Source organism: Nocardioides sp. NPDC006273, assembly GCF_040613495.1.
In the GTDB taxonomy this organism is placed as follows: Bacteria; Actinomycetota; Actinomycetes; order Propionibacteriales; family Nocardioidaceae; genus Nocardioides.
Window position 1 is genome coordinate 58745 of record NZ_JBEXSD010000010.1, and the last position, 14083, is coordinate 72827.

General features: G+C 67.8%; 12 protein-coding genes and 1 other RNA gene. 1 reads left to right on the plus strand and 12 read right to left on the minus strand.

All coding sequences use genetic code 11. The annotated features are described in order from the left end of the window. Positions 1–5 precede the first annotated feature (5 nt). The 7 genes from ABZZ22_RS06705 to ftsE all read right to left on the minus strand — a co-directional run bounded on the left by ABZZ22_RS06705 (position 6) and on the right by ftsE (position 6104). On the minus strand, positions 6–833 hold the full coding sequence (locus ABZZ22_RS06705; RefSeq protein WP_354928239.1) for a hypothetical protein: 828 nt from the start codon (positions 831–833) through the stop codon (positions 6–8). 36 nt (positions 834–869) lie between these two features. Continuing rightward, positions 870–1763, minus strand: coding sequence for a phenylalanine 4-monooxygenase (locus ABZZ22_RS06710; RefSeq protein WP_354928242.1), 894 nt, complete (start codon positions 1761–1763; stop codon positions 870–872). A gap of 372 nt (positions 1764–2135) precedes the next feature. Then, positions 2136–2505: a transfer-messenger RNA gene (gene ssrA / locus ABZZ22_RS06715) on the minus strand. A gap of 73 nt (positions 2506–2578) precedes the next feature. After that, complete coding sequence (gene smpB, locus ABZZ22_RS06720) at positions 2579–3058, minus strand: SsrA-binding protein SmpB (RefSeq protein WP_354928245.1); 480 nt, start codon at positions 3056–3058, stop codon at positions 2579–2581. 64 nt (positions 3059–3122) lie between these two features. Next, the gene (locus ABZZ22_RS06725; protein WP_354928248.1) at positions 3123–4400 is read right to left on the minus strand and encodes a peptidoglycan DD-metalloendopeptidase family protein; all 1278 of its coding nucleotides are present in this window, start codon (positions 4398–4400) and stop codon (positions 3123–3125) included. A gap of 23 nt (positions 4401–4423) precedes the next feature. Further along, entirely contained in the window at positions 4424–5332 is a 909-nt protein-coding gene (gene ftsX / locus ABZZ22_RS06730) for a permease-like cell division protein FtsX (protein WP_354928251.1), read from the minus strand. A gap of 82 nt (positions 5333–5414) precedes the next feature. Continuing rightward, on the minus strand, positions 5415–6104 hold the full coding sequence (gene ftsE / locus ABZZ22_RS06735) for a cell division ATP-binding protein FtsE (RefSeq protein WP_179656763.1): 690 nt from the start codon (positions 6102–6104) through the stop codon (positions 5415–5417). 74 nt (positions 6105–6178) lie between these two features. Here ftsE and ABZZ22_RS06740 point away from each other — a divergent pair, with 74 nt between their 5' ends. Beyond that, positions 6179–6796, plus strand: coding sequence for a hypothetical protein (locus tag ABZZ22_RS06740; protein WP_354928254.1), 618 nt, complete (start codon positions 6179–6181; stop codon positions 6794–6796). Between the two features lie 19 nt (positions 6797–6815). On the opposite strand, the gene ABZZ22_RS06745 is transcribed toward ABZZ22_RS06740, so the two are convergent. The 5 genes from ABZZ22_RS06745 to ABZZ22_RS06765 form a co-directional block, all read right to left on the minus strand. Beyond that, positions 6816–9977 carry a BTAD domain-containing putative transcriptional regulator gene (locus ABZZ22_RS06745; protein WP_354928257.1) on the minus strand — a complete coding sequence of 1054 codons (3162 nt, stop codon included), beginning with the start codon at positions 9975–9977 and terminating at the stop codon, positions 6816–6818. Between the two features lie 84 nt (positions 9978–10061). Continuing rightward, positions 10062–10901, minus strand: coding sequence for an NlpC/P60 family protein (locus ABZZ22_RS06750; protein WP_354928260.1), 840 nt, complete (start codon positions 10899–10901; stop codon positions 10062–10064). A gap of 302 nt (positions 10902–11203) precedes the next feature. Next, positions 11204–11989: an alpha/beta hydrolase gene (locus tag ABZZ22_RS06755; protein WP_354928263.1), complete on the minus strand. Its 786-nt coding sequence runs from the start codon at positions 11987–11989 to the stop codon at positions 11204–11206. A 4-nt stretch (positions 11990–11993) separates the two neighbouring features. Beyond that, positions 11994–13112, minus strand: a complete 1119-nt coding sequence (prfB, locus tag ABZZ22_RS06760) for a peptide chain release factor 2 (protein WP_354928266.1) — start codon at positions 13110–13112, stop codon at positions 11994–11996. 158 nt (positions 13113–13270) lie between these two features. Continuing rightward, entirely contained in the window at positions 13271–14083 is an 813-nt protein-coding gene (locus ABZZ22_RS06765) for a C40 family peptidase (protein ID WP_354928268.1), read from the minus strand.

Consider the following 14083-nt stretch of genomic DNA (forward strand, 5'->3'; position numbering starts at 1 on the left):
CTCGCTCACGACTCGTCTCCCCACGACAGCGTGGCGACCACCAGGTCGACGGTGGGCAGGGCCAGGTCGGCGAGGTCGGGGTGCGGGAAGGAGTAGATCAGCCGTGACTCGTAGAGCCGGTCGGGCGAGGCGATCCACCGCTCCCCCACCGTGGTCGTCTCGACCTGCAACGGGTGTCGCATCATCCCGAACGGCGCCGGCCGGTTCAGCGCGACTGCCAGAGCGGACGGGCGCCGTCCGACCCGCTGCAGCCAGAAGGCCAGGAAGGCCGCGCCCTGCTCGGCCGCCGCGTGCTTGGCGGCGATCATCCACTGCGCCCACTCGGACTGCTCCGTCTTGGACCGTTGCACCTTCGGGAGGACGTTGTCGACCAGATCGGCGAGCTGGTAGTCGCGCACGTCATCCTCGGACATGTCGACGACGTACCACTCCTGCCCCTTCGGCAGGCGCAGGTCGACGTGCGGCTTCGGGCCGAGCGCCTTGAGCACGCCCTTGATGCCGGCTCGGAACCGGTTCGGACCCGCAGGGTCGAAGGTGACGTACGCGATCTCCTCGATGTTGGCGGTGAGGAACTCGCGCACGCCGTCGCCGCCGCGCAGCTGTGCGCGGCGCCGGGTGTCCTCGGCGAGAAACGTCTCCAGCGACTCCTGGGAGGAGAAGAGCATCGCCTCGTACGGTGGCCGGTTGCCGCGGTCCCCGGGAAAGACCCGGATCCGGGCCTCGTCGAGCTGGGGAACGACAACCTGCCCCGTACGCAGCGCGGCTCCGACCGCGTCGATGTCGGCGGTCTCAAGGGCCGCCTCCAGCGCGTGGTTGCGGTAGCCGTCGATCATCTTCCGAGGCTAGCGCCCGGAAGCGACCGGTTGATGCTAGGCAGCCCCGAGACGCTGCGGCGTGTCGTCGTCGCAGGTCGCGAAGAAGTTGCCGACCTCGTCGACCATGTGGCTGAACGACTCCGCCGCGAAGAGCACCGGCTGGTAGTGGGTGATGTCGTAGTCGACCGTCGCCATCTGGGCGAAGTCGATCGGACGCACCTCCACCTCGTGCATCTCCTCGATCTCGCCGTAGGAGGAGAGCAGCCCGGCCCCATATGCCTTGATGTCGCCGTCCTCGTGGAGCACGCCGAACTCGATCGTGAACCAGAAGACGTCGGCGACGACCTGGAGCGCCTCCCTGGTCTCGACACGACGCGCGGCGGCGCCGGCGAGCCGCTTGACCTCGGCGACCTGAGGGTCGGCGAGGAGGTTCCCGTGGCCGATCACCTCGTGGATGATGTCGGGCTCCGGGGTGTAGAGCGGCACCGCGTGATGGCGCAGATACTGCGTCGAGTGGAACTGCCTGTCCGCCAGGCTCCCGTAGAACTCCTCCAGCGGGACGATCCCGGCGGCCGGGACGTACTCGAAGCCGGTCAGTGCCTTCAGGCCGGCGCTCACCTCGTCGAGCTGCGGCACCCGGTCGGTCGGGAGATTGAGGGCCTCGACGGCCGCGATGTAGTTGCGGCAGGCATATTTCGCGTGCAGCGGCGCGATCTCACGGGAGACCGTCCGCCAGATCTCGTTCTCCGTCTCGGTGTAGTCGATCCGGGGCACTGGCTCCCCCGGCTTCCAACCGAGCGCCGCGCCAGCGATCTCGCTGCGTCGAGCCCGGTAGTCCTGGTCTGCGAACCCGGGGTGGTTGTCCCCCAGATGCACCTCGACCTGCCCATCATCGCCCACGGTGACGGGCGAGTAGAGCTGTCCTTCCTCGAACATCTTTACCTCCATGTGACGTACGCCTCACAACCCTATCGCGCACGCAAGAGAAGTCATCTCGCCAGGGAGGTGAACCACAGGAGTTCTTCCGCCTCTTCGAAGCAATACCCCGAATCCGCGGATCATGAGTGCGGCCAGCAGCCCGGGAATGACCCTAGGAGGGCCAGTCACACAGAGCGTGACTGGCCCTCCTAGGGGTCCCCTGCGCGCCACCGACCACGCACGTCGGGGGTGCGGGTGGCGAAGCCCCCGCCTCCGCGCGACGCACCAGCCACGCGCAACCAGGGGGGTGCGGGGGATCTCCCCCGCCGCGACGCGGAGCGTCGCCTAGATATGACAAACCGACGTGGCCCTCCATCTGGAGGGCACACGTCGGCCAAAGGTTTGTGGAGCTGCGGGGAATCGAACCCCGGTCCTCGAGCGCCGTGCCAGGTCTTCTCCGGGTGCAGTCTGTGGGTGGCGTTCTCTCATCCCCGGGGCTCGACACAGACACGTCCCCGACAGGCTCATCCGACTAGTTGTCCCTCATGCCCCGTCGGCATGTGCATGAGGTGAGTCTCCTAGATGACGCCTGGATCCGAGCCGGAGACGGATACTCGGTCAGACGCTTCGATCACCGCTCAGGCGGCGAGAGCGAAGGAACTGCGCTTAGAGTCGGCAGTTATTGGTTTCCAGCGATCGTTTACGAGATGACGCTGGCTCCTCGACCCGCTTCCCCTGGGAGCAACGTCCCAAGTCGAAACCGATCAGCCCCTTTTGAGTTTTCAACGCCTGCAACCAGGCAACAACACAACACTACAGGCCGCCGCCGACATTCCCCACTCGGTTTAGCCCGTCATGCCCTTGAGTTTGCGCCCGACCTCTACCTCGGCCTCGCGCTTGGCCGTACGCTCGGCGATGGTGTTGCGCTTGTCCCACGACTTCTTGCCCTTGGCGACGCCGATCTCGACCTTGGCGCGACCGTTGAGGAAGTAGAGGGCGAGCGGGACGACGGTGAGACCCTTCTCGGAGACCTTGCGATCGATCTTCTCGATCTCGGCGCGGTGGAGGAGCAGCTTGCGCTTGCGGCGGGCGGCGTGGTTGGTCCAGGTGCCGTTGAGGTATTCGGGGATGTGGATCCCGTGTATCCAGGCCTCGCCCCGGTCGATGTCGACGAACCCGTCGACCAGCGACGCGCGACCTTCACGCAGCGACTTCACCTCAGTGCCCTGCAGGACCATGCCGGCCTCGTAGGTGTCCTCGATGTGGTAGTCGTGTCGCGCCTTCTTGTTCTGCGCGATCATCTTGCGCCCCTGCTCCTTCGCCATTCTCCCATTCTCTCAGGCACAGGGGCATGACCGCGAAACGTTTAGGCGGCAAGCCTCCCCGGGATCAGCCCAGCAGCGGCATCGGGTCGACCGGGGTCCCGTCGCGAAGGATCGTGAAGTGCAGGTGGCAGCCCGTGGACCAGCCGGTGGTCCCCGCATACGCCACGGTCTCACCGCGGCCGATGCTGCCCGAACGCTTCGCATAGCTCGAGATGTGGTTGTAGACGGCGGTGTAGGAGTGCCCGTTGACCTTGCCGAGATACAGGTGGAGTCGGTTGCCCCACACGCTCGAGTACGAGGTCGAGATGATCTGCCCCGATTCGATGGCGCGCAACGGGCGACCGCACGGCGCGTGGAAGTCCGTGCCGTTGTGCAGCGACACGTAACCGTAGATCGGGTGCTTGCGGATGCCGTAGGGCGAGGTGACGTAGGTGTCGGCCACCGGAGCCCCGAAGAGCCCACCGACCGACCCGACGTTCCGGTCAGAGCCGGAGCCCGACGAGGCGAGCGACCGGATCTTCGTACGCAGCGCCGACTCCTCTGCCTCGAGCTTGCGCAGCTCGGCGGCATCCGCAGCTCTGGCCGCCTCGGCGGAGCGCTTCGCGGTGGCTGCCTGCTCGGCCAGCGTGGACATCTCGGCGTGGGCCGCCTCGGCCTGGTCCCGGAGCGAGTCGACCTCGGCGACCAGCTTGCGGGCCTTCTTCTCCTTGGCCGCGATCGCGTCGGTCGCCTCCTGCACCTCCGCCTCGCGGACCACGAGCATCGTCTCGGTCGCCTCCATCCGCTGGAGGGTGGCGTCCTGGCCCGCGGCGGCCGCGTCGGCGTAGGTCTGCTGGCGCATCAGATCCTCGAGGGAGCCTCCTGAGAGCAGGGCCGCCGCCTGCGCGAGCTGCGGGTCTCCCCCGGTGAAGCGGGTCAGGATCGCGTCGCGCATCTCCTCGCGCTGTCCCTTGACCTTGGCCTCGCCCTGGGCGAGCTGCCTCTTTGCCTGGGCGAGCAGCCGCCTCTGCTCGGCCAGCTCGCTCTCGAGCCTGGCGTGGGTGGCCTGTGCCTCGACGAGCCTCGCGTTGAGCTCGTCCAGACGCGACTGGGCCCGGTCGAGCTTCTTCTGCGCCGCGGCGTAGGTCTCCGACGCCTTCCGCACGCCGGCGCTGGAATGCTCGAGATCCTTGGCGGCGGCCTTCTGGTCCCGCTCGACCTCGCGCTGCTCCTGCTCGAGACGGTCCCTCTCGTCGGCGGAGGAGGGAAGGGGCGGCGAGAGGAGCACGGCAGCCACCACGGCGCAGCTGAGCACAGCGGCAAGCGAACCGGCACGGGGGCTGCGAAGACGGGGGCAGTGCACGGCCAGACGCTAAGCGACCCGGGTCAGACCTTGATGTATTTGCGGGTGAGCAGGAGTGTCGGAACGAGGGTGAGCAGGATGCCGAGGAGCGCGACGATCGCGAAGGAGCTGAAGAACTCCTCCCAGCCGACCCACTGGGTCACTGCCGTGGACGAGAGCCGCTGCTCGACGCCGAAGTGCATCACCGCGGCCAGCGCGATCCCGGACAGCCCGATGCCGACCAGCGCCACCACGAGCGACTCCAGGAGGAACGGCAGCGCGATGTAGAGGGTCGAGGCGCCTACCAGCCGCATGATCCCGATCTCACGGCGGCGCGCGAAGGCTGCCAGCCGGATGGTGTTGGCGACCAGCAGGAGCGCCGCGACGATCAGCACGATCGCGCCGACCAGAGCCGCGCTCTGCAGCCCGTCGACCGCGGCGAGGATGGGCCCGGTCACCTCGTGGACGTCACCGACGTGGTCGATGCCGTCCAGACCGGCGACGGCCTCGATGATCTCGGCGGAGTGGTGCGGGTCGGTCATCGTGACCCAGTAGGACTCCCACATGTCTCCGGCCCTGACCACCGGGTCGGGACCGCTGACGCCTTCGACGTCGAGAGCCTGCAGCCGCTTGTAGGCCTGCTCCTGGCTCTCCGGCTCGATCCTGTCGACGTACCGGTTGTCCTCGAGGGCGTCGGTGATGACCTTCTTCTGGCTGTCGTCGACGGCACCGGCGCACTGCGGGTTGCGGTCGTTGGCGCCGTTGCACATGTAGAAGGTGATCTGCAGCTCGTCGCCCCAGACCTCCTCGGTCAGCTGGGCCTGCTCACGCAGCAGCAGGCCGACACCGGCCAGGGTGAGCGAGACGAGCAGGGTCAGGGCCACCGCGACGTGCATCGACAGGTTTCGGCGGAGCCCCTGGCGAAGCTCGGTGAATACGTAGCGCAGCTGCATGGCGGGTCGAAGAGCCCTTCTAGTGGTAGAGCAGGTGGTAGGTGCGTCGTCAGAGTCCGGAGCAGGGCTCAGGGCTGGAGCCTCAGAACTGGGCTCCGTAGCCGCCCTGGACCTGGTCGCGCACGAGGTGGCCGTGCTCGAGCTCGATGACGCGCTTGCGCATCTGGTCGACCATCTGGACGTCGTGGGTGGCCATCACGATGGTGGTGCCGGACCGGTTGATGCGGTCGAGCAGGCGCATGATGCCGACGGTGTTGCCGGGGTCGAGGTTTCCGGTCGGCTCGTCGGCGATCAGGATCATCGGCCGGTTGATGAAGGCGCGGGCGACGGCGACCCGCTGCTGCTCACCACCGGAGAGCTCGTCGGGCATGCGGTCGCCCTTGCCGTCGAGGCCGACCAGCTCGAGCGTCTCCGGGACCCGCTGACGGATCTCGCGGTTGGAGTGACCGGTCACCTGCATCGCGAAGGCGACGTTCTCGGCGACGGTCTTGTTGGTCAGCAGACGGAAGTCCTGGAAGATCGTGCCGACCTGGCGACGCAGCCGCGGCACCTTCCAGCCGGCGAGCCGGTTGATCTCCTTGCCGGCGACGTAGACCCGGCCCGAGCTCGGCCGCTGCTCGCGCAGCATCAGCTTGAGCGCCGTCGACTTCCCCGAGCCCGACTGGCCCACGAGGAAGACGAACTCCCCCTTCTGGATGTCGATCGAAAGGCTGTTGAGGGCGGGCCGTGCCTGCCCTGGATAGGCCTTGCTGACCTTCTCGAAGCGGATCACCCCGCCGAGGGTAGTGCAACCGTGGTGGGCTCAGCACTTCGGCTCTGAGATACCGACCCCTGTACTCTGACGGCGTGCGCTCTGCAGTCCGGATCCTCCTCGGTGCCGTAGTCCTCACCGCGATCGCGGTCGGGGTCGGCGTGCTCACCCTGAAAGACGATGAGCCGAAGACACCCGAGGTGAAGGGCGATCTCAGCACCGCTGACACCACCACGATGCATGTGCGCCGGGGCGCTTTCTGCGACCGCGTGCCGACCGAGGACGTGACCGAGGCGCTGGGCGGCGCCGCGACCGAGAAGAAGGCCTACGGCGACGGCGACCAGACCGTCATCACCGGCGAGACGACCGACGTCGCCCAGGAGTACGGCTGCATCTGGACCGGGCCGGAGGAGTCGGCCACCTCTGCCCGCGCCTGGGTCTTCGCCCCGCCGGTCACGCTGGACTGGGCCACTCAGATGACCAAGAGCGTGCCCAAGGGCTGCCAGGCGTCGTCGAGCCCTGCGTATGGGAAGCCGTCGGTCGCACTCACCTGCGTCGACGCGAAGAAGCAGCCGAAGGTGGTCCTGCGCGGCCTGTTCGGCGACGCATGGCTCTCCTGCGAGCTCACCGGCAAGGCCGGCGAGGAGGCCGCGACGCTCCAGAAGCGCGCCTCTCGCTGGTGCCTGGTGACCGCCACTGCGGCCGCCACCTGAGGTTGCGGGTAGGCACCGCTTAGCCCCGGGCGCTATCTGGCTCTCCGTACGAGCGACGCGCCTCGGCGAGGTGCGCCCGCGCACGGGCCGCCCATACACCGTAACCCTGGGCCTCTGCGATCGCGACGGACTCATGAATCACCGCAATCGCCGCTCCCGGGTCACCATCTGCGACCAGGCTCCAGCCGAACCCGTCAGCAGCCAGCGCGATCCCGCGCGGCTCTCCCAGGTCCCGAGCGATCTCGTACGCCTCCTGGCCCGCCGTACGTGCCTCGCTGCTGCGGCCGACCTGGACGTACAGCCGACTCATCTCGTCGAGGGTCGAGAGCACACCACGCGGATACCCTCGTCGCCGATAGCCACGTAGCACCACGTCAAGCAGTGCCTGAGCCTCCACGGTGCGACCGAGCTGCCGCAGGGCACTGGCCCGGTTGCCCTGGTTGGCCAGGACGGCGGTCTCCCGCCCCGCCGCGTGGTTCAGGTCCTGAGCGCGCTTGAAGGCTTCGGCGGCCTGCTCGAACTCGCCGCTCTCCAGCACCGCCATCCCGAATCCGTTCAGCCCCAAGGCGAAGGCGTGGCTCTCTTCGCCATCGGCCAGCGCCATGCTCCGCTCGAACCACTCCCGAGCATCAAGGAGCGCTCCGGACTCATAACGCTGCCAGCCGACGTCATGCGCGACCCAGGCGGCCGCCTGGGTCCACCCGCAGGCCTCGGCCAGTGCGCTGGCCCGCAGGGTGTCCTCGAGTGATCCGTCGTCCATACCAAGCGCGCCACGGGCATAGCTCCGACAGATGTACATGGCGGTTCGCGCCCGATCGTCGTCGACCTTCTCGGCGGCGATCAGCCCGGCCTCGGCCAGGCGGAGCCAGCCCTCGCGACGGCGCAGGAACAGATAGCCCCGCAGGTGGTCCACGATGCGCCAGGAGAAGTCGAGCAGAATGCCCTCCTCCACCGAGGACTCGACCAGCTCGAGCATTGCCGGATACTCCTGATCCAGCCAGGCCATTGCCGCATCTTCGTCGACGAACGCTGACGCCCTGTCGGCGTGAACCGCCGCCGCCCCGAGCTGCGGGACGACCCAATCGACGGCGGCCGTCGCTCGATCGAGATACCACCTGGCCAGTCGATGACGAGCCGGCTCAGCACCATCCTCCCTACCGCTGCCACCGGCGAACTCATGTTCGGCATAGAGTCGCAGCAGGTCATGAAAGCGATACCGCTCGGCCGAATGCTGATAGAGCATGTTCGCGTCGAGCAGCTCCTCCAGCGAGTGCCTGCTGGCAGCTTCGTTTTCGTCCAGGAGCACAGCGACCGAGTCGACACCGAAGTCATCAGCCGGGAGCAGAGAACACATCCGGAACGTACGCCGCGCTTGCACAGACAAGGTGGCGTAGCTCAGGCGGAAACTGCCGAGCACACTCACCTCACCGACGACCAGCTCGCCGAGCATGTCGGTGGCACCATCAAGTCTTCGAGCAAGGTCGGCCGCGGAGGATCGAGGCCGATGAGCCAGCTGGCGGGCCGCGATCCGTAGCGCCAGCGGAAGGTCCCCGCAGGATCGAGCCACGGCAGCCATCGCCTCAGCGTCCTCGCCCGAGCGTCGGGAAACCTCTTGGATCAGCCGCACCGAGTCGCTCGGATCGAGCACGTCAAGACTGATGGAGACAGTGCCATCCAGGTCGGGTAGCACGCTGCGGCTGGTGATCAGGGCATCGCTGCGGCCCGCTCCAGGCAGTAGGGGCCAGATCTGCCTCGCCTCCTGAACATTGTCGAGCACCAGCAGGACCCGGCGCTCGGCCAATCGGCTACGCAGCAACGCGGCGGCCTCATCGACGTCCGGAGGAACGTCTTCGACGCCCTGGGCCCTCAAGAACCGGCCGACCACGTCGACGGCGGCGATCGACCGACCCACACCGGCACGCAGGTCCACGAACAGCTGACCGTCGGGATAGCCGGTGCGCAGCCGATGCGCAGCAACAAGCACCACCGAGGTCTTGCCGACACCTGCCGGGCCACTTACCAAGACGACCCGTCCAGTGGACTGAGCTTCATCGCTGCCGAGAGCGCGCTCGATCTCGGCGATCACCGCTTCCCGGCCGACAATGTTCGGAGGCGGCGCCGGCAGCTGCTGCGGCGCTGGCGACTTGCGCGGCCGCCGGCCGCGCCACCGCTGCTGGATGACGTCGAGATGGGCCGAACGAAGCTGCTGCCCGGGATCCATCCCGAGCTCGTCGGCGAGTGCTCGGCGTACCTCTTCGTAGCGACCCAGCGCCTCGGCCTGGTGGCTAGCAGCCGCAAGGCTGCGGATGAGCTGGGCGTGCAACGCCTCGTCAAGCGGGCGCCGCCCACACATAGCTCGCAGCGGGACCAACGACTTCTCGGGAACCCCAGCCTCCCGCGCGGCCGCCGCGAGGGCGATCAGCGCTGCGACGTACTCCGTCTCGATCGCCTCCGGCACCTGCCCGAACCGCATCGGATCCGACTCGACTCCGCCACGCCACAGATCGGTGGCCTCGGCGAGATGGCGGACTGCGACCTCTGGTTCTGTCGCTGCTGTTCCCCTGGCGACGCCCGACCGAAACTCCAGCAGGTCCAGGTGCTGCGGCTCCAGCTCGAGCCGGATCCCCGCCGTGGTGGCCACCAGGCGGTCATTCGCGCCACGGTCCAGCAGGCGGCGCAACCGGGTGAGCTGGGTGCTGAGCGCCGCCGGACCGGTTGCCGGAGGATCCTCGCCCCACATCGCCTCCAGGAGGGCGTCCCGTGAGACCACCTCGCCCGCCGCGAGAGCCAACCTGGTGAGCAGCACGCGCTGCTTCGCTGAGGCCAGCGGCACCGTCTCGCCTCCGACGCGAAGCACGAGCGGGCCCAGGACGTCGATCCGCAGCGCACTGGGATCGGCCTTCGCATCGACAGTCCGGGCTTGCGGCGCGGACCGCTGGCTCCGCAGGTCGGCAACGTCCGCCTCAGAGAGTCCCAGAGCACGCACGAGCGCCAGCAGCGACTCCTCTCGGGGTCGTCGGCTCCGACCCTGCTCGAGGTCTCGGACCGCGGCCAGACTGATTCCCGCCCGATCCGCCAGGTCACGCTGGGTCAAGCCCCCGCGTTTCCGCTGGATACGCACCAGCATTCCGAATGACTTCGTGGGGTCGTTGTGGGCTGCGTGCGAGGGGTCGGATGCCACGATCGAGAGACTATCGGCGGCAACGGGAAATGCCCCGAGAGGTGACCATGCCGCAGTCACCCCTCGGGCGTGCGTGTGGGTTGATCAGGCGAACGGGCGCGCGACCAAGGATTTGGGACCAGAGACGTACGACACAGACGTGATCGACAGCGGCGTCCCAGGCTGCACCGCATGGATCATCTTCCCCTCGCCGAGATAGATCGCGACGTGGTCCACCGCAGCGTCAGTGTCGTAGTTGAAGAAGAGCAGGTCGCCGCGACGCCGGTCAACCCACGCGATGTCCGCGTAGTTGGCGTACTGCGTGTCTGCGGACTTGTGCCCCCCGATATCGAATCCGCCTGCCTGCATCGCCTTGTAGGTCAGCCCCGAGCAGTCGAAGTAGTCAGGCCCGTGAGAACCGAGGACGTAGGGTGCGCCGAGCTGCTGCGCAGCGTACTCGATCATGCGCTCGACACCGTGGATGTCCTTGCCCCTGCCGACCTGCCAGAGCACGTCGCCGGCGTCGTTGAGCAGCAGGACATGCCCGTAGTCGGTCACCTTGAGTCGGGTGCCGCCCTTCCAGCGGCTGGTTCCGCTGGCCCAGACAGCCTTACCCGACGCCGTCCAGATCACCACGTTGCCGTACTCGCTGATACCGACCTTGGTGCCACCGAGGCCGCCTGCCCGCGGATGCCACACGATCTCGCCGTCGGAGACCTGGCGAAGGATGAGGTTGCCCTCGGTGTGCATGGTCAGCGAGTAGTCACCATTGGGCGAGTAGAGTCTCTCGCCAGCATCCAGGGTGGTCCCGATCGAGATGCTCGAAGCCGCCGATGCCGGCGCCCCCGTGCCGAACACGAGCGCCGACGACGCGAGCACCGCGACCACCCCGGCGACGAGGAGACTTCTGGCGCGGCTGGCAATTCCGCTGGGTCCTGAGATCATGGGAGTCGTCCTTCTTGCTCTGCTGCCGCTGTTCGGCAGCTGGTGAGACGACCGTAGAACTCGCGGATTTCAGCGCGCTGCCCGTACGTCAGGAGCGCCCGCACTCTGCCCGTACGTCAGTTCTGGTCGGCCTTCTCAGCACCCCGGCGCTAGCGGATGCCGGGCCTCGAGGAACCCGTCAATGTCGCCGTCGAAGACGGCCCGCGGGTTGCCGACCTCGTAGGCCGTACGCGGCGAGTCATTTGCGCCCAGCCAAAGTCGAGCGCTTTAACCGACTTAGTCGCTCGGGTTGGGTAGGCAGCTCACCGGGCGGCGCGCGCCGCCGCGGGCACTGAGTCAGAGCAGAGCCGGCTGGCGAGAGCGGGTGGGGTCCTTAGGGATGGGGATCCCACCCGCGACGCAAGCCAGGCCAGAACGGTGTCGGCGAACTCGTCGGGCTTGTTGCGATGCACGAAGTGGCCGACGTCGAAGTGGACGAGGTCGGCCTTCGGGATCCGGTGGGCGACCTTCTCGAGGTCTTCCGGCGGGATGTGGCTGTTGCCACCACCGGCCACGATCAGGGTCGGCATGGGCAGCAGCTCGAGCTGCTCCCACATCCACGCGTCGTACGTCGTCGCCTCCACGAGCAGGGATGCGATGCACTCCCAGTCGTGCGGCATCGGCCTGGTCGCGCGCCCGGGGCCCCGGCGATCGCGCGGCGCAGGTGGCACGACGTCCTCGATGACCATCCGGGAGACCAGGTCGGGCCGGTGCATCGCGACCAGAAGCGCGACGTTGCCGCCGGTCGAGTGCCCGACGAGCACCGCACCCGAGATCTCGAGCGCGTCCATCGCGACGATGACGTCGTCGGCGATGAGCCGATGAGAGTACTCCGAGGCCCAGTCCGAGTCCCCGTGCCCACGCAGGTCGAGGGCGTGGACCCGGTGCTCGGCCGCAAACGACGGCACGACTGCCTGCCATCGCTTCGCCGTGCCTCCGAGCTCGTGCAACAGCACCATCGGCGTTCCACCCTCGGGGCCGTAGACGTCATAGACGTACGCCGCCCCGCGGCCGGGAAGTGGAAGCCTGGTGCGCGTCTGCGCAACCATCAAGTCAGTTCTGCTCGGCCTTCTCAGCGCCTCGACGCCAGCGGATACCGGCCTCGAGGAATCCGTCGATGTCGCCGTCGAAGACGGCCTGCGGATTGCCGACCTCGTAGGTCGTACGCAGGTCCTTGACGATCTGGTAGGGATTGAGGACGTAGTTGCGCATCTGGTCGCCCCAGGAAGCGGCGACGTCGCCCTTGAGCTCCTTGATCTGCGCCTCCTCCTCTGCCTTCTTCAGCGCGAGCAGCTTGGCCTTGAGAACGATCATCGCGGCGGCCTTGTTCTGCAGCTGCGACTTCTCGTTCTGGCAGGAGACCACGGTGCCGGTGGGGAGGTGGGTCAGCCGGACCGCCGAGTCGGTGGTGTTGACCGACTGGCCGCCGGGACCCGAGGAGCGGTAGACGTCGACCTTGATGTCGTTCTCGTCGAGGTCGATCTCGTCGGTCTGCTCGAGGACGGGCACGACCTCGACCGCGGCGAAGGAGGTCTGCCGGCGGCCCTGGTTGTCGAAGGGGCTGATCCGGACCAGACGGTGGGTGCCGGCCTCGACCGAGAGGGTGCCGTAGGCGTAGGGAGCGTGGATCGCGAAGGTGGCGGACTTGAGCCCGGCCTCCTCGGCGTAGGAGGTGTCGAAGACCTCGACCGGGTATTTGTGCTGCTCGGCCCAGCGGACGTACATCCGCATCAGCATCTCGGCGAAGTCGGCGGCGTCGACGCCGCCCGCGCCGGAGCGGATCGTGATCACGGCCTCGCGGGAGTCGTACTCCCCCGAGAGCAGGGTGCGGATCTCCAGGCTCTCGACGGACTTCTTGACCCGGCTCAGCTCGGCCTCGGAATCGGCGAGCGAGTCGGCGTCGCCCTCCTCCTGAGCCATCTCGACCATCAGCGCGAGGTCGTCGATGCGGGTGTTGAGCTCGGTGAACTTGTTGAGCTCTCCCTGCAGCAGGGAGAGACGTCCGGTGACGCGGGTGGCGTTGTCCTGATCATCCCAGAGGTCGGGCGCGGCGACCTGCTCGCCGAGGTCGGCGATCTCCGTGCGCATCGCGTCCAGGTCCAGCACCTGGCCGATGGTCTGCATCGTTGCCTGGAGCTGCTTGATCTCGGTGTCGAATTCGGGGCCTGCCACGTACTACAGGTTACTTGACCGGTGGTTCGCCACCCGATTCGCCGCCCCCTCACAGATGCGCTCGCCCTCCGGCATGGGGAACCGGAGGGCGAGCGCCATGGGGATGTCGCCAGAAGGGATATATCGGCGTGAGCCCGTCGAAACGGGCCGGAGAGACCTCAGGCCTGATGGATCGAGCCGGCGAACCAGCCGTCCCAGGCAGCCTCCTCACGAACAGCGGTTCCCGGCTTGGGAGCGTGCAGCATGATCGCCTGGCCGTTCTCCCAGCGCAGGAAGATGCCCACGTGGTAGACGGGGCTGCCCCAGAACATCAGGTCACCGCGCTGGATCTGGTCGTTCGGCACCGACGGCAGCGCAGCGGCCTGGTCCCGCGAGACCCGGGGCAGCTCGATACCGGCGGCGCTGAAGGCGTACTGCGTCAGGCCGGAGCAGTCGAACGCGCTCGGCCCGGTGGCACCCCAGACGTACGGGTCACCGATCTGCTCCGAGGCGACGCTGATCGCGCGCTCGATCTTGCCCTGCTGGCTCGCGGCGAAGGCCTTGGCCTCCGCCGCCGCCTTTGCTTCGGCCCTCTTCTTCTCTTCCGCGGCCTTCTTGGCCGCGATCGCTGCCTTGCGCTTCGCCTCGGCAGCCTTACGGGCTGCCTCGGCCTTGCGCTGCTGCGCCTCGACAGCCCTCTCGAGCTGCTTGACGTCGGTGAGCATCGCCGTGGGGGTGGCCGAGGCCTCCAGGATCGGAGCCTCCACCACCGTGGCCGACTCGAGGTTCGGCTTGTCGGCGGGCGGGGCGGCGTTGGCAGCGGGCACCGCCACCAGGGCACCTGCGGCGATGCCGCTGGCGAGGGTGACGCGACCGAGGAGCTTTCCGTGGCCGCTGAGCGATCCTGTGATCGTCCGGGCGATGGATAGGTTCAGCGCCCGGAAGGGGCGAGTCGTGCCTCGATGGGCAGGACGGGATACGGACTTGGACAT

What these genes read in the sequence shown, in the direction of transcription:
- ABZZ22_RS06705 (WP_354928239.1), bottom strand. Translation starts at nt 833, where the DNA reads ATGATCGACGGCTACCGCAACCACGCGCTGGAGGCGGCCCTTGAGACC.
- ABZZ22_RS06710 (WP_354928242.1), bottom strand. Translation starts at nt 1,763, where the DNA reads ATGGAGGTAAAGATGTTCGAGGAAGGACAGCTCTACTCGCCCGTCACC.
- smpB (WP_354928245.1), bottom strand. Translation starts at nt 3,058, where the DNA reads ATGGCGAAGGAGCAGGGGCGCAAGATGATCGCGCAGAACAAGAAGGCG.
- ftsX (WP_354928251.1), bottom strand. Translation starts at nt 5,332, where the DNA reads ATGCAGCTGCGCTACGTATTCACCGAGCTTCGCCAGGGGCTCCGCCGA.
- ABZZ22_RS06750 (WP_354928260.1), bottom strand. Translation starts at nt 10,901, where the DNA reads ATGATCTCAGGACCCAGCGGAATTGCCAGCCGCGCCAGAAGTCTCCTC.
- ABZZ22_RS06755 (WP_354928263.1), bottom strand. Translation starts at nt 11,989, where the DNA reads ATGGTTGCGCAGACGCGCACCAGGCTTCCACTTCCCGGCCGCGGGGCG.
- ABZZ22_RS06765 (WP_354928268.1), bottom strand. Translation starts at nt 14,083, where the DNA reads ATGTCCAAGTCCGTATCCCGTCCTGCCCATCGAGGCACGACTCGCCCC.